At 44.4% G+C, this 23,081-nt stretch carries 18 protein-coding genes and 1 pseudogene; 2 read left to right on the top strand and 17 right to left on the bottom strand.

Features of this window, described 5'->3' with window-relative positions:
* Nucleotides 1-12: 12 nt before the first annotated feature.
* The 3 genes from AC5JP1_RS03645 to AC5JP1_RS03635 form a co-directional block, all read right to left on the bottom strand.
* Nucleotides 13-1,689, bottom strand: coding sequence for a DUF3482 domain-containing protein (locus AC5JP1_RS03645; RefSeq protein WP_493843163.1), 1,677 nt, complete (start codon nt 1,687-1,689; stop codon nt 13-15).
* 114 nt (nt 1,690-1,803) lie between these two features.
* Nucleotides 1,804-2,778: a sterol desaturase family protein gene (locus AC5JP1_RS03640; protein ID WP_493843162.1), complete on the bottom strand. Its 975-nt coding sequence runs from the start codon at nt 2,776-2,778 to the stop codon at nt 1,804-1,806.
* A 182-nt stretch (nt 2,779-2,960) separates the two neighbouring features.
* Nucleotides 2,961-4,337 carry a DUF2868 domain-containing protein gene (locus AC5JP1_RS03635; RefSeq protein ID WP_493843161.1) on the bottom strand — a complete coding sequence of 459 codons (1,377 nt, stop codon included), beginning with the start codon at nt 4,335-4,337 and terminating at the stop codon, nt 2,961-2,963.
* Nucleotides 4,338-4,495: 158 nt separating this feature from the next.
* On the opposite strand from AC5JP1_RS03635, the gene AC5JP1_RS03630 reads away from it, so the two are divergent.
* A complete protein-coding gene (locus AC5JP1_RS03630; protein WP_493843160.1) occupies nt 4,496-5,245 on the top strand; it encodes an SDR family oxidoreductase in 750 nt (249 codons plus the stop codon).
* A 53-nt stretch (nt 5,246-5,298) separates the two neighbouring features.
* Here AC5JP1_RS03630 and AC5JP1_RS03625 read toward each other — a convergent pair whose 3' ends face one another.
* From AC5JP1_RS03625 to AC5JP1_RS03560, 14 genes and pseudogenes are all read right to left on the bottom strand, one after another.
* Nucleotides 5,299-6,840, bottom strand: a complete 1,542-nt coding sequence (locus AC5JP1_RS03625; protein WP_493843159.1) for a bifunctional 2-methylcitrate dehydratase/aconitate hydratase — start codon at nt 6,838-6,840, stop codon at nt 5,299-5,301.
* Between the two features lie 144 nt (nt 6,841-6,984).
* On the bottom strand, nt 6,985-7,611 hold the full coding sequence (locus AC5JP1_RS03620) for a GNAT family N-acetyltransferase (RefSeq protein ID WP_493844425.1): 627 nt from the start codon (nt 7,609-7,611) through the stop codon (nt 6,985-6,987).
* 71 nt (nt 7,612-7,682) lie between these two features.
* Nucleotides 7,683-9,536 carry an ABC transporter ATP-binding protein gene (locus tag AC5JP1_RS03615; RefSeq protein WP_493843158.1) on the bottom strand — a complete coding sequence of 618 codons (1,854 nt, stop codon included), beginning with the start codon at nt 9,534-9,536 and terminating at the stop codon, nt 7,683-7,685.
* A gap of 21 nt (nt 9,537-9,557) precedes the next feature.
* Nucleotides 9,558-9,980: a hypothetical protein gene (locus AC5JP1_RS03610; RefSeq protein ID WP_493843157.1), complete on the bottom strand. Its 423-nt coding sequence runs from the start codon at nt 9,978-9,980 to the stop codon at nt 9,558-9,560.
* Nucleotides 9,981-10,050: 70 nt separating this feature from the next.
* A complete protein-coding gene (locus tag AC5JP1_RS03605) occupies nt 10,051-10,470 on the bottom strand; it encodes a hypothetical protein (RefSeq protein WP_493843156.1) in 420 nt (139 codons plus the stop codon).
* Nucleotides 10,471-10,756: 286 nt separating this feature from the next.
* Nucleotides 10,757-12,022 (bottom strand): 2-methylaconitate cis-trans isomerase PrpF, encoded by a 1,266-nt coding sequence (prpF, locus tag AC5JP1_RS03600; RefSeq protein WP_493843155.1) that lies wholly within the window; start codon nt 12,020-12,022, stop codon nt 10,757-10,759.
* An 80-nt stretch (nt 12,023-12,102) separates the two neighbouring features.
* Nucleotides 12,103-12,363 (bottom strand): Txe/YoeB family addiction module toxin, encoded by a 261-nt coding sequence (locus AC5JP1_RS03595; RefSeq protein ID WP_493843154.1) that lies wholly within the window; start codon nt 12,361-12,363, stop codon nt 12,103-12,105.
* Between the two features lie 104 nt (nt 12,364-12,467).
* Nucleotides 12,468-12,725: pseudogene (locus AC5JP1_RS03590) on the bottom strand (type II toxin-antitoxin system Phd/YefM family antitoxin); the annotation flags it as partial.
* Between the two features lie 230 nt (nt 12,726-12,955).
* A complete protein-coding gene (acnD, locus tag AC5JP1_RS03585; protein WP_493843153.1) occupies nt 12,956-15,613 on the bottom strand; it encodes a Fe/S-dependent 2-methylisocitrate dehydratase AcnD in 2,658 nt (885 codons plus the stop codon).
* A gap of 286 nt (nt 15,614-15,899) precedes the next feature.
* On the bottom strand, nt 15,900-17,039 hold the full coding sequence (prpC, locus tag AC5JP1_RS03580) for a bifunctional 2-methylcitrate synthase/citrate synthase (RefSeq protein ID WP_493843152.1): 1,140 nt from the start codon (nt 17,037-17,039) through the stop codon (nt 15,900-15,902).
* A gap of 108 nt (nt 17,040-17,147) precedes the next feature.
* On the bottom strand, nt 17,148-17,807 hold the full coding sequence (locus tag AC5JP1_RS03575; RefSeq protein WP_493843151.1) for a DUF2059 domain-containing protein: 660 nt from the start codon (nt 17,805-17,807) through the stop codon (nt 17,148-17,150).
* Nucleotides 17,808-17,900: 93 nt separating this feature from the next.
* Nucleotides 17,901-18,794, bottom strand: coding sequence for a methylisocitrate lyase (gene prpB, locus AC5JP1_RS03570; protein ID WP_319051673.1), 894 nt, complete (start codon nt 18,792-18,794; stop codon nt 17,901-17,903).
* 348 nt (nt 18,795-19,142) lie between these two features.
* Nucleotides 19,143-20,429: an NRAMP family divalent metal transporter gene (locus AC5JP1_RS03565; protein ID WP_493843150.1), complete on the bottom strand. Its 1,287-nt coding sequence runs from the start codon at nt 20,427-20,429 to the stop codon at nt 19,143-19,145.
* Nucleotides 20,430-20,728: 299 nt separating this feature from the next.
* Nucleotides 20,729-21,760 (bottom strand): LysR family transcriptional regulator, encoded by a 1,032-nt coding sequence (locus AC5JP1_RS03560; protein ID WP_493843149.1) that lies wholly within the window; start codon nt 21,758-21,760, stop codon nt 20,729-20,731.
* Between the two features lie 237 nt (nt 21,761-21,997).
* On the opposite strand from AC5JP1_RS03560, the gene AC5JP1_RS03555 reads away from it, so the two are divergent.
* Nucleotides 21,998-23,005: a hypothetical protein gene (locus tag AC5JP1_RS03555; protein ID WP_493843148.1), complete on the top strand. Its 1,008-nt coding sequence runs from the start codon at nt 21,998-22,000 to the stop codon at nt 23,003-23,005.
* Nucleotides 23,006-23,081: the final 76 nt, after the last annotated feature.

The raw sequence follows: 23,081 nt of genomic DNA, 5'->3' as shown, positions 1-23,081 counted from the left end.
TACTGTATATGGTTACGATTCGCGCTTATACGATTGCAGCTTACCTGACAGCGACCATGCCATGTCTGTGCGTAGCAACTGCGCTTGTTCTGACTTGCCACTGCTAAGCGATGACCATTGCGGTTTGCCGCGAGCTTTTTTTAGCTCGCTTGGTAATTTATGTGTGGGCCACACGGTAATAGATTGAACCTCTTCGTTATCGTCATCATTATTTAACGATGTCTCAAGGCTATCTTTTTCGCCTTTGTATAACAGTTGAGTGGCGTCTGTCGCAGCATGACCGCGATGACGCAAGGCAGTGAGTAAGTCTATCGCTCGGGTCGCAAGCAATGTCAATGTCGCAGGATCGATATACAAGCGTTTTACTCCTGTGATTCTATCAGCAATACTACTGGTATTAGACAGTAACCCGCCTGCGATACCGCCAATTGCAGCACCTAAACCCAATGTCGTGCCAAGCGCCGCTGCATCAATACCCAACCCCAGTAGCGCACCCGCTGCGGCACCAGACGTGGTGCGGATACCATAGCTTTTGAGCAATTCAGGATCGAATGGGTCTTGTTGGTAGGCTTGCAGTTCAAGTGGGGTTGCCGCGACGGCATTGTCATAGAATTTATAAAGATTAAGAAGGTTGTGCTGCATCGCACGCTCACTTTGTCTGACCGCTTCTTGCATTTGGGCCAATACAGGCATCGGGTCATCATCTTCGTTAATCTCACGTACGAATGCAGCGACATTCAATAAAAAATCCGCAATGATGATATTGGCTTCATCATACAGCTGTGCCCAGTCCTCAGTCCGGCACTGCATCAATTGCTCAAGCATCTCAGAGTGGGTGAGCATGGTAGCAAGATTGGTCCATAAACGCATCTCGTCCTCAAACTCAAACGCAACGGAATCAAAACGTGTAGAGATATGTAGATTGCGTCTTGCCAGCATGGTCTGCCAGTCATCGATATTGGCATCCTGACTGTCAGTAAAATTAAAAACGGGCATGACAGGAATAGCCGCCCAAGATAAAATAGCCAGCTCGTCTTTATATTTACCCAATACAGGCTCGCGCGCATCTACCACATAGATGGCCATATCACTTGCTAGCAGCTGACGAATCACCTTGGCTTCTTGGCTATAATCATAGGACAAGTCATAGCTGTCTGCACCTTGAGCAACATCGGCAGCCAAAAATTGCTGCAAACGCTCAATACCATCACGGCGACTGGCGGTATTATCCTCCAACCAGTCCATCAGTCCTGATGCATCCTCTAGACCTGGCGTGTCGTACAATGCTACCAGTATCTCCCCCGTTTTACTGTCTGTCAGGCTTGCTTGTTCTACATGGCGTGTGGTTGCTGCTTCGTTTTTGACCTCACCAAAATACACATCTCGCAATAAGGTACGCAGTATGGACGTTTTACCGGTATTGGTATGACCAACCACTGCTAATTTTAGTGCTTCGCCACTGGCAATGGTTTTCTTTGTCGTATTTTTGGTTGCAGTTGGCGCTGCTGATTCATTTGATACCGGTTGATTGTCATCAGTCAGCTTTGGCTGATCGATTGCCGTTTGCGAGCTATTGGGGCTACTATTGAGATTGTCGTAGTTATTTGAGTCACGAGGCAACGCCTTATCTGCAAAGAGACCAACAGGCTTATGGTTTTCGTGATCATCTTTTTTATTATCATTATTCATAATTGCGTCTTATAATTATTGATGACTAAAATAGCCATATATAGTAAAAAAATCTGGTTGAGTGTTGGTTATGCATACGTACTATTGCTTCGATACATCGCTGTTATAAATCACCTATGAGATTGCGCTAGGCGGGCGTAATAGTACCTTGAGCTTTTTCTTAAACCCTTTAGCACGAAAAAACCGCTGCCACATGCGGTAAAAGACCCCAAATATCAGACTAATAATCTTGTCATGGCTATCCTCACCAACTGCACCATATCTGACGGGATTATTGCTTATATCTTCTTCTACATAAGTACCAAACCAACGGTCAAAAATAATAAGGACGCCGCCGTAGTTTTGGTCAATATATTCGTTATTGGTGCCATGATGGGCGCGGTGATTGGATGGTGTGTCAAAAATATACTCAATCCATTTTGGGAATTTCCCAACCGTCTCGGTATGGATAAAGAACTGATAGATCAAATCTAACGCGTAAAAGAAGAATACCCAGACAGGATGTACGCCCAACATCATCAGTGGGACAAAAAACAACCACCATCCCGTTACTGAGTACAGCAGACTCTGGCGCATAGCAGTCGATAAATTCATATTATCATCTGAATGATGTACCACATGCGCTGACCAAAACCAATTCATACGGTGTGATGCACGGTGAAACCAATAGTAGCTAAATTCAACAGCGACAAATATAGGGATGGCTGTCAGCCATGTCACCTCGATGGTGAACAATCGATACTGATACAGCCACAGGCAAATAGGTAGCACGATCAGTGCTTGAACAATCAGCTCAAACCCCAAATAAGAACCGCCCAAACTAAAATTGGTCATCGCACGGCGCCAGCTAAAGTGCTTACCGTTACCACGTCTAGACTGATAGAACCACTCCGCCAAAAACAATAAGAAAAAAGGGCCGCCTGCCAGCGGCAATAACCATTCTTGCCAGTGTGCAGGTAAGATACTTGCCAGCATCGGCTGCCATGACTCGGGGGCGGCCGCTAGTATGCTTTGGTTTAGTGCCTCTTTGTAATCGTCTAATACCTGACCATACTGACCGAGCGTCAAGAGAGTATTGTCTGCTGCCATATCGGGCTCCTAGCCACTATAAAACATCCTTGTTAACTCAATGACCTTTATCGCTAATTTTTATCGGGTCATGAGAAATCCAACCGTTTATCCATCATACTTGTTTTATGTTGTTTTAGTTACGATGACAATTGCCATGAAAAAAGTGCCGTTAAAAATACGACTCTAAAAGAGTCAATAGTCTAATAATTAGCGTCAACTAAGCCAATGTTTCGCGCAGAGAGTGCGGTTTGCCACTGCTGATAGCGAACGGCTTGTTTGTCTATGGGCACATTGTTAGATGTCAGATTAGCATCAGTAACTGGTTGAGTGTCACCGAGTAGCTGTACAATCAGTCCATCTGTTGCATGAGCGGCGATTTGGTCAAGCTTACGTAGCGTACCACGGTCAGGCAATGCCTTGCTATGAATACCCAGTAGTACTTGTACTGGATGCTCATCCAAGTAGTCTTTGAGACGTGCCATGTCCTCACGGTCATCCACAATACCGAAATTCTCAATGCTTTCTGATTTTTCAAGACCTGACTGCCACCATGTTTGCTGATCTGAGGGGTATTCGAGTAGGGCAACCAGTTTCTTGCCAGCACTCACCGCCGCTTTGGGTGCGATAGGTGCTGGCGCTTCTGTAAAGTCATCGGCATCAACCACATGGCGCTGCCAAAAATTGATTATCTTTTGATAATACGGCTGCTTGATGTCTAAACGCATTTTTTTGCGGCGGAACATCAAGGCACAAAATGCCCATGCGATTGCGCGCGGCACAATGCCGTACATAAGCAAGCTACCCACTAGTAAGCCTGCCCATTGCCGTGCAACAGACAATGGCATGGCGTCTGTCACAAGGCGGCTTTGGGCAATGGCGGTACTGTCTGGCACATCGAACCCAACCATACTTGGCAACCAGCCGAGGATTTGAGTCAAGCTTACTAGTGCCTGATCAGAGAGCAAAGTCGACTCCCAGCTAAAGCTATACTGGCGTACAATTAACAAAAATATAATCGCAAGCAGCATACCCGTCAGCGTTGCAAGCCACAACTGATGGCTGAATCTACCCAGATACCAGCGCATACCGCTATGCTGCAATTGTCGCTCATACAGATCGACTGCCGCCTTGGTCACATCGTCCTTACCACGTATGAGGTAGCTTGGACTGACAAAGCTGGCAAACCAACTGGGTGCTTGTTGGTCTCGATTGACGAGTGTCATGACAAGCCAACCGCCAAGCATAATAGTGTGAAACCCAAGCAAGCAGACCAGTACATAAAAGAAATTCACGACGTTGGACTGCAAGAGGGTAAACAATCCCAAAAACCCTGATAGGCACCACACCACACTCATAACAATCATAATGCCTTTTATGCGACCATCAATTTTACCAAGTACCCGAGCGAGCGCCCCATTGCTATCGATACGAGATGCACGTCTGTGCAATTTTTGGATAGGTGTGCCATCCTCACCCTGTAGTTTTTCAGTGATAAGTAACGGGTCAGTAGCAAACACATGCTGATCGCTCTCTAAGGCACGTACTAGTTCGGTCAATTGGTCTTGAGGTGATAGCATAAGGCGCTGATATCCGTATAAAAACATCAATATAAAAATAAGATACAACAAAACGTCGGTCTAATCGCTAGCAATTATTGTAGCCTATATTGACTATAGCAAACCCTCATAAAATCAGCCAAAATAAATAAAGACTTATAAACAAGGAAAAGTATCATATGAATGACAAAATTTACCTGATTATCGGTGGTACAGGCGGTATTGGTCAAGCTATGGTCCAGCAGCTGGTGCAAGCCAATAACAGCCATGGTGTACAAATATTTGCCACTTATCATCGCACTGAGCCTGATATCGAAACAGAAAACCTGCACTGGCTACCGGTGGATATCAGCGATGAGGACAGCATCAAAAGAGCGGCCGATACCATTAAGCAAACAGTCGGTCATCTAGATTGGGTCATCAACTGCGTGGGGTTATTGCATACAGATACCGCGCAGCCAGAGAAAGCGCTGCGACAAATAGATACCGAGTTTTTTTTGCAAAATATGCAAATCAATGCGCTAGCAGGGTTGCTCATCGCCAAGCACATCAAGCCATTGTTCGCCAAAGCTGAACGTAGTGCTGAGCATCCAGTGATTTTTGCGACCATATCGGCCCGTGTTGGCAGTATTACTGACAATCAGCTCGGCGGTTGGTATAGCTATAGAATGAGTAAGGCGGCGCTCAATATGGGTATGAAAAATCTAAGTATCGAATGGGGCAGGTCACTAAAAGAAGTGTGCGTGGTTGTCATGCAACCAGGCACTGTTGATACTCAGCTCTCCGCGCCGTTCCAAGGCAATGTTGCTGAAGGACATCTGTTCTCACCAGCATATAGCGCGAAGTGCTTATTAGATGTCCTATTAGGGATGACGGCAGCCCAATCAGGCAGTTTCGTCGATTGGGCAGGAGAGTCCATACCTTGGTAGCAGTTATATTAGCTAAATAAGACCATAAAAGATGCGCCGTTAATCAGCCGTAATTAGTAAGCCATAAATAAGTCCATAAACTCATTTACCGGTGTTTGTTCTAGTCTTTCTTGATCGTCACACAATTCAATGATCTGCTGACAACGGCTGTCGACAAAGCGGGTTGCCAGACTGGCACGGAACTTTGCCTCTAATACAGGAATGCCTTCGGCGCGGCGGCGCTTATGACCGATGGGATATTCAATGGCAACTTTTTCTGTGCTGCTGCCATCTGCAAAAAATATTTGAATGGCATTGGCGATAGAGCGCTTACTGGGATCATGATAGTCCTTTGAGTACTTTACGTTTTCTTCTACTACCATTTTGCCGCGCAGCTCATCGATGGATAGATGCTCCTCGTGATAGTCGTCCTCGTAGTGCTCCGCCATTAGATCACCCGTCAACAGTGGCACGGCTACCATATACTGTAAGCAATGATCGCGATCCGCTGGGTTATCAAGCGCGCCTTCTTTTGAGATGATACGAATCGCAGAGTCATGCGTGGTCAAAACGATTTTTTCGATATCATCCACTCGGCCTTTGACATGTGGATGCAAAATGACCGCTGCTTCACAAGCGGTCTGGGCGTGAAATTCAGCAGGGAAGCTTATTTTGAATAAAATATTTTCCATCACGTAACTGCCAAAATCACGCTGAAAGGTAAAACGTCGCTCGTCTTCCGGCTTTGTAGCCAGATCCTGATTGGTATGGCTAAATAGCACATCATAAAACCCCCACTGCGATGCGGTCAATGCGCCGGGGATACCCATCTCGCCACGCGCGGTGATATCTACTAGGCGTACTGCACGACTGGTAGCGTCACCGGCTGCCCATGATTTGCGGCTGCCAGCATTGGGGGCATGGCGATAGGTACGCAGTGCCTGACCATCAACGAGGGCTTGTGAGATAGCTGCCATGATGCGCTCACGGGGTAACTGGTAGAGTTTGGCAACCACCGCAGTTGAAGCCAGTTTGACCAAAAACACATGATCGAGCCCCACACGGTTGAATGAGTTTTCAAGCGCGAGTACGCCTTGAATCTCATGCGCCATGATCATCGCTTCAAGCACGGCCTTCATCGTAAGCGGCGCTCGTCCTTGACTGATGTTTTTCTGACTGATATAGTCCGCGACCGCCAAGATACCACCCAAGTTATCAGAAGGATGTCCCCATTCGGCAGCGAGCCACGTGTCATTGTAGTCAAGCCAGCGCACGATACAGCCGATATCAAAAGCGGCTTTGATTGGATCTAGCCGATAAGCAGTACCAGGAACACGCGCGCCATGTGGTGTTATCTGGTCGGAACAATTAGGGCCTAAGTGCTTGGTACACTCAGGAAATCTCAGCGCCAGCAGACCGCAGCCAATGGTGTCCATCAGGCAATAACGCGCGGTGCTCCATGCTTCAGCAGCGTTCGATGATTCGTCATCTATTGAATAATTAAGCACATAATCGGCAATCTTTTGGATTTCGACGTCGTATTCCGGACGAACATTGCTCTCTACGGTTGCATTTTTTGTATTTGCATTGGCTGTATTTGAATGATTATTTGACATGGTTGTGTCCTCTTCCTTGAGTGTGCCGCTTTATTAACCAATGATTCTGGTTATCCTTTTAAAGCCATCGTCATTTAAAAGTAGCACACTCAATATGGAACAACCAATTTGAATTGTGTTAAGAATTAAGACCTTACTTGCCGTTTAAATCATGAGATATAGCAACCCTAAGATAAACAGCGCCGCTATAATAAACAGCAGAAAACTCAAAACTTTGGTTGTGGTTGATGCGGTGTCCGTGCTCTCTTTTTTGACTTTATTTTTCTTGGCGACATACAGTACCATTTTTACATGCTCGATATTGTCCTCGAGATAATGCTCGCCTTCAGGCACAAAGCCCAAAGACTCATAAAAACTTAGCAAGTACACCTGGGCCGAGATAATAATCGGGCGCTTTTTGCCATATTTTTTGCGGCAGTGGGCAATCGCTTGTGTCATCATTTGCCGTGCTAGACCGTCACCTCTATGCTCGGACAGTACGAGCACTCTACCAATAGCTGGCATAGTAGTGTGGTTGGTTTTGATGGCAGGATCAGCAACCGATAGATTTGATTTTAATTTATTAAATTCGGGCGGGACGATGCGGCAATAGCCTACTAACGCTGCGTTTTGATGAGCAATAAGGTGCAAGCAATCAAAATCGACCTCATCCATATCTTGATACGCACAGTTTTGTTCGACAACAAAAACTTGCGAGCGTGCTTTTAGAATATGATAAAGATCAACTGAGGTCAGCTCGTCAAAGGTTTTTAGAGAAAATTCACAATTCATAATGGTATAGCTTCTGGCAATAGGCGGTAAAATAGGGGCATTATAACGATTTAGACAGGCATTCACCATGCCTAACCATTTAAGGTTTGACTGATTTTGTCTAAGTTTAGACTATCGGACATAGCACTAAAGATCTCAAAATACTTACCGCGCTGGGCATACAGTACTTCATGTGTGCCTGTCTCGACCACTTCACCATTTTCTATGACTACCAGATCATCAGCATCGATGATTTGAGCAATATTGTGTGAGACCATGATGACGGTACGGTCTTTTTTGATGAGATCTAAGCTTTTTTTGACCTGCTGACTGGCGATAGCGTCTAAGCTGGCGGTCGGCTCGTCCAAGAACACAATAGGTGGGTCTTTTAGAAACATCCTTGCCAGCGCGATACGCTGCTGCTGACCACCTGATAAGGATTTGGCGGTACTCTCATAGCCATCAGCTAACCCTATAATCTGCTCGTGGATAGAGGCTTTTTTTGCCGCAATAATAATGTCATCAATGCTGGCATTCATATTGCCGTAGCGGATGTTTTCACTGATCGTACCCGAAAAAATATGATTGCTCTGTAGTACTAGCCCAATGCGCTGACGCAGCTCGTGGGTATCGCAGTCGGCCAAATCATGCCCATCTAAACATATCGTGCCAGCGTCTGGCGCGTAGAACTTGACCAACAGATTAATAATGGTGCTTTTGCCAGCACCAGAGAGACCCACTAATGCAGTGATACGATTGGGCTTGATGGTAAAACTGACGTTTTTTAGCGCTTGTGTACCATTCGGATAGGTAAAATCAACGTTTTTAAGCTCGATATGGCCTTTTAGGTTTTCGCTACTGATGCCAGCAATATTTTCGACTTGTTTATCGTCTTCTAAAATATCAAAGAAACCTTCGGCATAGGTCAATGCATTATTGATCTGGTCGTAGATACGGTGTAATTGACGGATAGGGGCGGCGACATTCTGAAATAGCATGACATGAAACAAAATCATACCAATAGTCATCTCACCTTGTAGCACAAAATACGCGGTGAGTAAGATAATAACCACGACGCCAATCTGCTCGATAAAGGTTTTGATAGCGTCATAAACAAAACCAATACTGCGAATACGCAGCTGATTATCCGTCATTTCTTTTTGAATGGCTAAGTGCTTCTCAGCTTCGATAGACTCACGAACGAAAGATTTGACGACGCTGATCGAATTGATCAAGGAGATTACCAAACCACTTTTGGCTTCGCGAAACCCGCGCATCTGCCGACGAAAGCCTTGCAGACGGCGTGCTTGCTTTTGGCTGATAAAAAAGTAAATAGGTATGATGACAAGGCCGACCATGCCAACCCAAAAATTGGTCGAAAACATGATGATAAGTGCCACAATCGCATTGGCAAATAGCGGTAGCATATCGATAAAGAAGTTTTGCACGAGGCTGGTTAAACTGCTGACCCCGTAATCAATACGGGTTTGCAATTTACCACTGTCGTTCTCACTGCTGGTATAAAACGCCATGCGATAGGTCAGGATGCGTTCAATGATTTTTTGGGACAAATCACGAGACAAGTTGATGCGAATTTTTTCACCAAAAAAACGCTGACCAAAAGAGATGAATATCGACAGTATCTCTTTGGTCAGCAATACCGCACTAATAATGCCTAGCATACGCAGACCTGCCTGCCATGGCTCGGCAAGCGTGGCAATCTCGGTCAAGGTATCGACGGTATAACGCAGTACAAATGCATTGACCTGTGCGGTAAAGGAGCCTAATGCGGTCAGCGCCAAGGTAGCGATAATAAGCAAGCGATAAGGTTTAGCAAATACCGCCAGTTTTTTTAGAATATCCCACAGCAGCGCCCGTCGTTCTTTTTTCTCGACGGGAGGTTTTTTATCTAATTGCACACGGCGTGGCTGGGGAGATGTTGGCATAGATAGAATTTATTTATATCTCTAAGGTCTACATTCTTTTTGATAACTTCTTTTATGAGTATTAAAATATCTATTTTCTTTATTGTATCTATCTATCATTTCGTTGAGTACTACAATCTTATCTTCGAAAAACCTTTTGCCATTATTGTACTGATCGATCCTTTGGTTTGCTGATTCACAGGATTGACTGTAGTTATATTCACATTTTCTTGAAAGAACTTTCAACTCCTCTCTTGTATCATCGAGATCTAGCTTGATCTCTCTAAGCCAGTTTCTTCTTTCAAATATCTTATCTTCAAAAGAGTTTAGGTTTATTAACATTTCATTTAATATTTCTTCATAAGAATTGCATTGATTGATACTTGTTTCATGATCCAAAGAGGATTGTGCCATGGTGTGTTGAGCTAAAAACAAGATGAATAATGATAATAGAATTAGCTTCATACTTCCTTCCTCTTTAGCCTGATTAGAGCTTTTTGATATGTACGTAAATTACGAACTACTTTATCTTCAGTCACATTAAAAAAACGCGGCATATCCTGATTTGATAACCCTCTTCTAGAGTTCGCAAATATTCAATCCCATCGTTGTACTCAGTTATCATTTCGTCTATTTGTCTAATCTTGTTTCTATAGAATCTCTTATCATCATTGAGCGCATCTATCTTCCGATTCGTAGAACTACACCCTCTACCGTCTTCCTCGCACCTTTCAACGAGGTACTCTAGTGCAACTTCGGTATTGTTAATACTCCTGACGGTATCTCTAAGATGATCTTCTTCTTTGTCTATTTCTAGTCTAAGGTTGTTTAAATAATCGGTCTTTTTATCTAATGTCGTTTCTAAGTTCTGACATTTTTCAGTGGCTGCTTCCTCTTGGGCCATAGCGTATTGGTTCGAAAATAAAAATAAAATTAAAAATGACAATAGCTTCATGTTTTTTCCTTTTAGTGAGAACGACAGAAAAAGCCCTTAGTAATGCCAGCGTATAATCATAGCATACACTAAATAGTAGCTAATAATGAAAATGAGCAGCCTATGAAGGGTGCTATCGACTCTAAAACAAAGCTTATGAAGGCTGTTCTCAATAAGAAGTGATGGTTTTGGTACATGCCTAAAACATAATGAATAAGCGATACTCAGTACTATAATAAATAAAGTCTCCCATATGATAAACGGTGTATAGAAGACTTATTCACTTAATAATATTAAAAAAATTTATCTAAAACGCATCCGCTGGCACAAAAAATTCACCAACCATGATACGCCTTGCTGAGCGGCTCATAGACACTTTTTTGGCTTGCCAGCGACCGTCGACTTGTTCTGTTTTTCCACCGACGAGCAATGTCCCTGATGGATGACCAAAACGCACCTCTGTCAGCTCACCACCACCAGCTGCCTTATTAACAAGCGTACCTTGTGTGGTCGCTGCTGCTGCAATCGCGACCGCGGCTGTGCCCATCATCGCATGATGCAGCTGTCCCATACTCATGGCACGCACGACTAAATCAATCTCGTCTGCACCGACCGATTTACCACTAGAGGCCGTATAGCTCTGTGCTGCACCCACCCAAGCGATTTTAGGAATGTGTTGGCTGGTCTGTGCCTCGTCCACGTTTTTAAATAATCCCATCGCCACGCCGCCTGTGGCACGGATTTTCTCAAGGGTGGCAAGTAGCTCAGCATTGCTATTGATGTCGCCTTGTAATTCAGTACCAGTAAAACCCAGATCTTCTGCGTTCATAAAGATGGTTGGTATACCTGCGCTGATAAAGGTGGCTTTGACGCTGTCAGAATTTAGACCACAGCCCGTCACATCGAAATCATCGACCAAGTTACCAGTAGGGAACATGTCGCTGGTGGCATCTACAGGATCGACAAACTCAATTTTGACTTCAGCCGCTGGGAAGGTCACACCATCTAATTCAAAGTCGCCCATCTCTTGAACTTGTACTTTATCATTCGTGTCTTTATAGACGGGCACATGGGCAATGATGGTTTTTCCGATATTCTCTTGCCAAATGCGTACTTCACAAATGCTGCTGTCTGCATGCTCATCGATGCTATTAGCAATCTTGTCAGCATCAACCAGACCCATATTGATGGCACAGGCGCCGACGGCTGCAGTTAAGTTGCCACAGTTACCCGCCCAATCAATCATAGGCTTTGCGATATTAACTTGTCCAAACAGATAATTCACATCGTGATCTGAGCTAGAGGAGGTCGATAAAATAACTGTTTTTGAGGTGCTAGAGCTACCATTGCCCAAGCCATCGATTTGCTTACCATAAGGGTCGGGGCTACCAATGACCCGCAATAAGAAGTTATCACGTGACTCACCAGCAACTTGGCAGCGTTCAGGTAGATCAGACAATTTAAAAAACGTCCCTTTTGAGGTACCACCTCGCATATAGGTAGCCGGAACTGATAGTTGCGGGGCAAAAGAGGGCTTAGATTTAGGATTGATTTTAGAATTGGTTTGAGCCACTGCATTAAGTCCTTTTTATATTGTTATAAGATTGGGTATGGTGTCATCAGCAAGTAAGTATGAACGACTAAGGGCACTCGTTAATAATGATAGCGACAAGAGATAATCGTCAGATAGTTGTCATCGACGGCGTATACCAAGCGATTGGCATTATCGATGCGTCTTGACCAAAATCCGGATAGGTTCTCTTTTAGAGGTTCAGGTTTGCCAATACCTTCAAACGGATTACGCTTACATTCGGTGATGAGTTTATTAATACGTTTGAGTGTTTTTTTGTCTTGGGTTTGCCAGTACAGGTAATCTTTCCACGCAGCATCTGTCCATGCTAGGTGCTCACTCATTATTAGACCCTTTGGATTGATTAGAGCCTTTGAGTTCTAGCATTTTCAATGTCGCTATCCGTATGCTCATTGTCATCGCTGCTACCGTTACTTTTATCACTGCCTTCTGCTATATCAATTAGCTCACGCTTAATCGTCTTGCCAGCTTTATATTGGGCAATAGAGTCCGCTAAGTGCGCCGCATTGGCAGGAGATTTTAGTAGATAGACGGTTTCCATCAGGCTATTGTAATAATCAAGCGACATCACAACCGCATCATCAGCGTCACGGCGGGTTACGATAGTAGCGTTGGCATCATCGTTTACCGTATCTAAGACGGACTTTAGATGCTTTCTGGCTTCTGAAAAACTAACGACTCTCATGGCTCACTCCTCTCATGATGTACTTTGTAACTTGTACAATATATAGTACATATTACGCCATTAATTAAGCAAACTCAATATTTAGCTACTACCTAATATTTAGATACAAATGAGGAAGCCAATGTATAGAACGTGAAAGCAAATAAAAGCCGATGTCATATAAACAAGTTATACAACATCGGCGACTTTTATATCTTGCTATTTATCATGCTAAAACCTATAGGATAATTCTAGACAATATCTAGCGTACCTTCGATAAACTCTTTAGCAAAACGTTGTAGCATACCACCAGCATTGTACATTTTTACTTCATCAGCCGTATCTAAGCGGCAGATAATAGGTGTCTCAGTGGTACTACCATCGGCACGATGAATCACTAGAGTCATCAGCCCGCCAGCAGACACTTCGCCCGTAACATCAAATGTTTCTGTACCATCGATATTTAGCGTATGGCGAGTCGTACCTTCTTCGAACTGTAGCGGTAGCGCGCCCATACCCACCAAGTTTTGGCGATGAATACGCTCAAAATCTTCAGCAACGACGGCCTCTACGCCAGCAAGACGAACGCCTTTGGCAGCCCAATCGCGGCTTGAGCCTTGACCATAGCCATCACCTGCGATGATGATAAGCGGCTGCTCACGGTTCATGTAGGTTTCAATGGCTTCCCACATGCGCATGACTTGGCCTTCTGGTTCGACGCGTGCCAGTGAACCTTGGACAACCTCACCACTTTCATCACGTACCATCTCGTTCAATAGCTTAGGATTGGCAAAGGTGGCACGTTGTGCGGTTAAATGATCGCCGCGATGGGTCGCGTACGAGTTATAGTCCTCAGCAGGCAAGCCCATGGTGTCTAAGTACTCGCCAGCTGCCGATGAGCCAAGAATGGCATTCGATGGTGACATATGATCGGTTGTAATATTATCACCTAGGACAGCAAGTGGACGTAGGCCTGTCAGTTTGTTTTTCTTAGCCATTTTGCCTTCCCAATACGGCGGACGGCGGATATAAGTGGTCATTTCGCGCCAGTCATATAGTGGGCTTAACGCCTTACCTGTGTCTTTTTTGGCTTCATCAAACATAGGAATATATACAGAATTGAACTGCTCAGGCTTAACAGCCGCCGCAACGATGGCATCGACTTCATCATCATCGAACCAGATGTCTTTTAGATAGACGTCATTGCCATCCGTGTCTTTACCCAATGCGTCTTTTTCAATATCAAAACGAATGTTACCTGCAATGGCATAAGCAATGACCAGTGGCGGTGACGCTAAGAATGCTTGCTTAGCGTATGGATGAATACGACCATCAAAGTTACGGTTACCCGACAGCACTGCCGTGGTAAATAAATCATTATCAATGATTTCTTTTTCGATATCAGGGTCTAGCGCACCGCTCATACCGTTACACGTCGTACAAGCAAAGCCAACCACATCAAAGCCGATTTCTTGCAATTCTGGCATCAGACCTGCTTCTTCTAGGTACATTTTGACCGTTTTTGAGCCAGGTGCTAAGGATGACTTCACCCAAGGTTTACGTAATAAGCCTTTGGCATTGGCGTTACGGGCAACGAGGCCTGCGGCCACCATGTTGCGTGGGTTTGAAGTATTAGTACAGCTGGTAATCGCCGCAATGATCACAGCGCCATCTGGCATCAGACCGTCTTTTGGTTCAGGTAGCTTTTGATCGGGCGCGTGGGCGATGCCTTTGGCCACCAAATCATCGGTAGATACACGGGCATGGGGACGCGACGGGCCTGCCATATTGCGACCGACTGATGACAGATCAAACTCAAGCACACGTGCGTACTCGGCTTTTTCCATGCCGTCAGCCCATAGACCTGTCTGCTTGGCATACTGCTCAACCAATTTTATTTGTTCTTCACTGCGACCAGTCAGTCGTAGATAGTCAGTGGTTTGCTCATCGATATAGAACATCGCGGCAGTGGCACCATATTCAGGTGTCATATTAGAGATTGAGGCACGGTCACCAACGGTCAGCTGACGGGCACCTTCACCAAAGAACTCAATATAAGTAGAGACCACACCTGCATCACGTAAGAATTCAGTCATCGCCAGTACCAAGTCCGTACCGGTAATGCCTTTTTGTAATTTACCCGTTAGTTTAACACCAACGTAATCAGGCAGACGCATATATGATGGGTTGCCTAGCATGACGCTTTCAGCTTCTAGACCGCCGACACCGATTGAGATCACACCTAGGGCGTCGACCATCGGCGTGTGACTATCAGTACCAACTAGCGTATCGGCAAACGCGACTTCCTCACCTGCTTTATTGTGCACAACCTGTACGACAGGTGACATTTTCTCTAGGTTGATCTGATGCATGATGCCGTTACCAGGCGGTACGACGTTTACATTGTCAAAAGCATACTGACACCAGTTAATAAAGTGAAAACGGTCATCGTTGCGGCGCTCTTCAATCGCACGGTTTTTCTCAAATGCATCTTCTTCAAAGCCTGCATGCTCAACGGCCAAAGAATGATCAACAATAAGCTGAGTTGGCACAATAGGGTTTACTTTAGACGGATCACCACCTTGCTCAGCGATGGCGTCACGCAAGCCTGCCAAATCAACAAAGGCCGTCTGACCCAAGATATCATGACAGACTACGCGGGCAGGGTACCAAGGAAAGTCTAAATCTTGCTTACCCTCGATATGCTGTTTTAGGGCATCGGTTAACTCTTCTGGTGGGCAACGGCGTACTAAATTTTCACACAATACTTTTGAGCAGAATGATAGCTTGTCATAAGCACCTTCTTCGATACGCTCGACCGCTTCACGGGTGTCAAAGTAGTAAAGGTCAGTATCGGGAAGTGGTTTTTTGAATTCATCGTTCATGGGTTGTACGAGGGCGTTGTCCATAAGTCACCTTTGGCTGTTGGCTAATTTTAATAAATAGTTAAACGTCAATATTGGGTAGAAATTCATTGCTTTAGCAAAATCATCAGTTGTTGTAGACTTTGCTAAAAAAACGAAATTGGGAAGACAGGGGTCGTACTTAAAAGGGTTGTACATAACATAAGATATGACAATTGAGTCTAATCAGATAACAATACTCAATCGTCATATCGTTATCAGCCAGCACTATTGCTCGCTGATAACGTTACTTAATAAGCTGCCTAATAATAAGCATTTAACACTAACTGTCTTAACGCGCGCTCATATCTGGCACTGGACGCAGATCTTCACCCGTATATTCTGCACTTGGGCGAATGATACGGTTGTTAGCACGTTGCTCAAACACGTGAGCAGCCCAACCAGTCAAGCGTGAGCAGACAAAGATAGGTGTGAATAGCTTGGTTGGAATCCCCATAAAGTGATAGGCAGATGCATGGAAAAAATCAGCATTACAGAACAGTTTTTTCTCGCGCCACATGACTTCTTCACAGCGTACTGATACTGGGTATAACACTTCATCACTGACGTCAGCAGCTAGCTTCTCAGCCCAGCCTTTAATCACCACGTTACGTGGATCTGACTCGCTATAGATCGCATGACCAAAGCCCATGATTTTGTCTTTACGAGCCAGCATACCCATCATCTCTTCTTCAGCTTCATCAGGTGAGCTAAAACCTTCAATCATATCCATCGCTGCTTCATTTGCGCCGCCATGCAATGGACCACGTAATGAGCCGATGGCACCAGTAATACAAGAGTGGATGTCAGATAAAGTAGATGCACAGACACGAGCAGTAAAAGTCGACGCATTGAACTCATGCTCTGCATATAAGATAAGCGAGACGTTCATGACTTTTTCGTGTAGCTCGTTTGGCTTTTCGCCTTTGAGCAAATGCAAGAAATGACCGCCAATAGTGGCATCATCTGTATCAGTCTCGATACGCACATTATCATGGCTAAAACGATACCAATAGTTGATGATCGACGGGAAAGCTGCCAGCATACGGTCAGTTTGATCATTTTGCTGAGCAAAGTCAGTCTCAGTTTCAAGGTTACCGAGCATTGAGCAACCAGTACGTAGCACATCCATTGGATGCGCGTCGCTTGGAATGCGCTCAAGCACATCTTTTAATGCTTGTGGTAGCCCGCGTAGTTTTTTTAGCTTGGCTTGATAGGCATCAAGCTCGCTTTGCGTAGGCAAGTTACCGTATAGCAGCAGGTACGCCACTTCTTCAAAAATACACTTGTCGGCTAGCTCTGATACGTCATAGCCGCGATAGGTCAGACCAGAGCCTGATTTACCGACGGTAGATAGAGCGGTTTTACCAGCGACTTGTCCGCGTAGACCTGCGCCTGACAATACTTTGGTTGATTGGTTTTGTGCTGCCATGTTTACATTCCTTTTGTGGGTAGCTTTTTTGGGTGAAAACAGTATATCTAACGATGTTTCTGATGAGAAATTTATTGGTTAATGACTGACTATAGCGCCAGTTGAGCGTTATGCAGGCTGTTCAGGCTGTGGACCGTCTAAGTCGACATTACAACGCTTAAACTCAGCTTCAATAGGGCCGTTCAAGACCTCCATCGCGCTGCCTTCGCCTTCTGCATTATTGATTTCCATATACTTGACACCCAGTGGCGACTCCATAAATGTCTGGATTTCAGTCATTTCTTCTGGGGTGGGGTCAGCCATTGGGGTTGCGACTTCTTCGCCATTCATGACGCGCAATTGCTCATTGCCAAAAGCAAGCAGCTTTTTACCTACATCCGACGTATAAAAGCTATCTAGCTCTTTTAACTCTGCATCGGTGAATTGACCTCTATAAAAGCTATCAACTTCGGCTTTACCCAAGTCCTTATCACGCGATTCAAGGCAGCTGACTTGCTCTTCACTGAGCGCACCACTATTGATAATTGGCGCAAACAGTAGACTGTTAACGGTATCTAACGTAATTGTCGTCATGACCAAGTCGTCTTGAGAGACAGCATCTGATGGCACAGCTTGGGTCGCAACTGTATCGGTTGCTTCACTGGTAGTCGTGTCAACGTTATCGACGGTTTCTGGCGTGTTATCACAGCCAGTTATGAGTAGTAGTGCAGCCAGCGTACTACTGAGTAGTGACGCTCTAAAAGCAGTATGAGAAGTAAGCAATGACATAAATAACCTAAAGGTAAATGAATACGAATTTTAAGAAGATAAAACACCCAGAGGTAGTTTATCTTCGCAGCATTAATAACAACCAATCGCTAGTTACTTGTTACTAGCAAATAGCTTGTCTAATGTCTGCTCAAACTCATGATAATTTAAGAAGTCATAAAGCTCCATGCGAGTCTGCATGGTATCGACGACTTTGTCTTGTGTGCCATCATTGAGTAGATGCTGATAGACGTTCAGTGCCGCTTTGTTCATGGCGCGGAAGGCTGATAGCGGATACAGCACCATCTCGACGCCCACACTATACAACTGGTCAGTGGTGTATAGATCTGTCTGACCAAACTCTGTCATGTTGGCCAGTACAGGAATGTCCAATACATCAGTAAACTTATGATACATCTCGATATCGGTTAGCGCTTCTGCAAAAATCATATCTGCACCCGCTTCTTGGAATGCAACAGCACGTTCAACCGCAGCATCCAACCCTTCTACCGATAAGGCGTCAGTACGAGCCATCACTACAAAATCAGGGTCAGTTTTGGCGTCTAATGCTGCTTTTAGACGATCTACCATCTCTGAGATGCTGACGATTTCTTTGTTAGGGCGATGGCCACAGCGCTTTTGAGCGACTTGGTCTTCGATATGTACAGCAGCGACGCCTGCTTTTTCCATTTTTCTAATGGTTTGAGCGATGTTAAACGCGCCACCAAAGCCTGTATCGATATCTACCAGCAGCGGTGTATCGACTGCGTCAGTGATACGGCGAGCATCTTCTAATACATTATCGAGACTGGTCATACCAAGATCAGGTAGACCAAATGAAGCATTGGCCACGCCAGCACCAGAGAGATACAACGCTTGATGACCGACTTGGGTAGCCATCATCGCTGTATAAGCGTTGATAGCACCTGCGATTTGTAATGGTTGATTATTGTCATTTTTTTGAGTGAGAGCACTGCGAAAGCGCGCGCCTGCTGAAGAAGTTGTCATGCTAGTATCCTTGCAGATAGAGAAAGTATTATCGTTGTTGTGACTGATTATACCCAATTATTGACCTCTAAAAAGCTTGCTAATAGAATTATTAATTATCTAAACTAAAAATGCATATTAAAATATTTAACATTATTCATAATATGAATAGCATTATGTGTATGCTAATGTTCCACTAGAATAAGTATTCATATTGCTCAAATAACCGTATTAAATAATAGTGCATATTTTACATTTAGTTACAATTACTAGACCTATATTTTCTCCTTTTTTGAGAGTTAACTATCAAAAAAGCCCTAATAGCTTAGCTATTAGGGCTTTTGTTTGAGCCAGACTATAAATCTTAGTTTAAGAGAATAGACCTGCTAGGTTTGCTAAGAATAACAATGCAAAACCTGCTAAGAATACCAAACCTGCGATAGATAGTGCATTCATACCTGCTGATAGTTTCTTATGTTTTTTGACCAGTGAGTAATTCAACCAACCAAAGATAGGCGCAGAGACAAATGCCGATATCATGGCAAACTTAAGCATGGCGCCTAATTGCCCTGTGAAGAAGGTAATAATCACGAGCCCGCCACCGATAGCATAAGTCGTCCAAAAAGCGATCTGCTTTTTGTTGATTTCACTCTCACCTTTAAGCAAACGCCAGCACTCAGCGTTGGCGCGTCCATAACCATCAGCACAGGTAATAGTCGTGCCGAACATACACATAAAGGCGACAAAGGCTACCAGTAGTCTCGACCATTCACCAATAGTTGCGGTATACATATTAATCAGCTGGTTGATATACGCGCCGCCAACCAATTCAATCTCTTGCCCTGAGCCATACTGGACGAATACACCTAATGATAAGAAAAACAACGCCAAAACCGCTGAAACCGCATAACCCACATTAAAATCTAACAAGCCTTGGCTGTGTGTCGTGTGATCTGCTTTCACCTTGGCAGAAGTCCACATAGAAGTGATCGCTGCAAATTCAAGCGGTGCTGGCATCCAGCCCATCAGCGCTACAATAAAGCCTAATGTCGCCAAATTCCAAGGAGAGGCGGCAACAAAATCTACTGCCATCACGGTGGGCTTGCCAGCAGCAATGATAACCGCTGCGATGGTCGTTGTCGTAAGCGCAATCATAATCCACTTGGTGACGCCATCGAGTAGCTTATAGTGACCGGCTATCAAAAAGAACCAAGAGACCGCAACGATGATGAGAGACAACGCCATCGTCGATAGTCCAAGGGAGGCGGGTAGCATAAAGCCCAAAATTACTGCCGCAATCAGTGAGACCGCACCAGTGCTAATGACCGCTGATAGGATAGAGAGAATAAAATACACCCATAGATATAGCTTTGAGCGTTTGGCGTAGCCTGCAATCAAGCTCTCACCAGTATCGTAGACATAATCCGTTGCAAAGCGAAAAAACGGATACTTAAAAACATTGGCCAAAACAATCATGATTGCAAGCTGCCAGCCATATATGGCACCAGCCTGTGTTGACGAAATCAGATGCGATCCACCGATTGCAGCGGTCGCCATTAAAATACCTGGACCAAAGATGCGCCAACTAAAGCCTTCTTGCTGTGCAGTGACCGTATCGTCAGTGGTACTTGGGTTATTGAGTGGTTGTGTGGTCATGAATACCTCTAAATGTTTAAAACGGCAAATTATCACTTACCTGTGTCAGCTTGCCAATGATCAGTAGACAATCGATTTATGAGTTGTTTTCTCTATAACGATTAATCTTGTATCGACTTTAGCACACCAATACGCTTCAGGAGAATGATTATTCTATTTATTAATAGTGATAGTTATTACTATTTGTTTGCATTGCCATTCTTTTTGGTTAGCATAATCACTCGCTAATATCAAGCATTAGTGAGTGACTATTTTTTAGCGGTTCTTTATAACACAATATCTATCCGATATCTGCTCATTTAAGCTTGAGAGACAAACTTTTGCGGTCGGTACGTAATACCTCGCTGCTCGTATACTTGATAGATGGCGCTCAATAAATTAGAGATACTTGGGTGGACAAAGTCTTTGAGGGTATGTAAGTAGATAGGGGAGGTGACATTTTCGTGCACCAAACGTTGATAGCTTATTTGTTCGGTACGTACGGTTTTTAGGCTGGCAGGTACCAAAGTAATACCTTCTCCAGCCGCGACCAAACCTAGTGCTACTTGCAAGTCACTTACCGTCGTCGTCATATACGGAGATATGCCGTACTGTGCAAATAAATGTAGTAAAGGTTCAGTGATCGGTTTATTAGATGCAAGCTGCTCACCGGCATCAGCTCTGATTGGTTTATCTAATTGGGTGTTGTCTGAATAACTACGAGCGTGCGCCGAAGGCGTTACTGTGGCTGCTATCGGTAAGTGCGTTTGATGGTATAAAATCAAGCGGTTGTTTGCCAGATCTATCAACCGCTGCTCATCTACATAGGCAAGAGGATGCGATTTGGGTAGTGCGACCACATAGCGCTCATGACGCAGTAGTATTTGCTGAATCCAAGGGTCTTGATGCGCAAAACGCCCAAAACCCACGTCAATATCACCAGACTTGAGCGCCTCCATTTGCTGATATGAGCTAATATCTTTTAGATTAACCTCGATATCAGGGTTAGATTGCTTTAGCTTGGCGATGATTTCGGGTAGTAGACCATATAGCACCGAGGGCACAAACCCAATGTTGAGCGCAGTACTTGGCGCGGATAAGCGCTGGGTCATACTGGTCACGGTCTCGATTTCTGTCAGTATGGTGCTTATCTTATCGTAAAAGAAACTGCCCGCTTCAGTCAGATGCAGAGGTCTATGGTAACGATCAATCAGCACCACACCGATATCGGTTTCTAGCTGCTTAAGTAGACGGCTCAAACTTGGCTGCGACAGCCCTGTTTTTGTCGCAGCAGCACTAAAGCTACGTAAATCTGCGACCGCAATAAAGGCATTAAGCTGTTTTAAATCCATATTATTGAGCCTATCATGATATATAGTCTTCATTAGGTGTTGTCTGAATAGATGTGTGCGCAATCATTTGAGATGATACGCATAAATATTAGTGATATCGAACAAATTGTGCTTGAAGATAGGAGTGTGAGCAACTATATTGAGAACTAATGGTGCTGTTACATTTTAGCAAGAAAATTATCATTCATCTTAGCAGTCATTTACTGCCAGTAGAACGAACTGGCTTGGTGTTATTCTATGAGCGACGACAAAAAGAACATCGGTACTGACTTTGATGAAGAGTTGGCCAAACTGGTGCAAGAAAAGTCGCGTAAGCGTACCAAAAACAACATTTATGAGCGTTTTATTAGCCGTGTTGAAAGCACTGAAGATGATGAAAACATAAGTAACACGGATAAGTCAAAACCACTGAACACAGCAGATAAGCTACCTGCTTTTGAGCCTTTGAGTGCAACAGAGCTGCTACTTTTTGAAGAAGACAATAGCGATCAAGCGCGAGTTTTAGAACCAGTAGATATCAAAACAACAAATGCTACCTTTGATTTTTCGAATCAAAATGCAGTGTCGCAGACCAGTCGACCGAGTATAGATGCGCCTAGGAACAAGGCTGTTAATAACAATATTGTTAATAACAATATTGTTATTAACAGTGCTCTGAGCAAGAACGATCATACGCAAACCCAGCGCCTCGATACCAGCTTGGATGATCAGTATGTAGACAATAATGAGGAGACGGATACTTCTTTTACTGATGAGGATTCGGATACTAAAGGGTCATCATCAGAACCACATATCGCAGAGACAGCACCCTCACAGAGTACTGCCACCAGTAATAAAAAACCTATCATCATTGGTATGATTTTTGGTTCATTACTGATCGCTATAATAGTGCTCACACTCATATTCACAGGTGTATTATCAACCTCTACATCTGATGCTGATCGTAGTCTCGACAATAGCACAGAAGCAACAGTTGCAACCGATACGCCAGCTGTAGACCCTGATTCAACTACTGCTAATGCTGAAAATCAACCTACTGTAGAACCCAGCTCTGACGACGACGAGCTAGTACCAGTTGTACAACAAAGCAATCTAGAGGAGGATGTACAAAACATACCTGTGAGCGATGAGGGAGAGGAAGAGCCTACCAGCGATGTTGCTACCTCAGAGGCCGAGGCAGCCATCACTTATGAGGATTTCAGGGAAGAGTCACAGACCACACTATATCGCGAGACCAACGATTAATTCAGTATGTAGTATCGTGTTGGCATCTATCATCATCCCGTAACATTCTATCTAGCAACTGACACCATCTAACCGC

The sequence above is a fragment of the Psychrobacter sp. H29 genome (assembly GCF_059073055.1).
The sequence above is the reverse complement of the archived record's forward strand: the minus strand, read 5'-3'. Positions and strand labels throughout refer to the sequence as shown.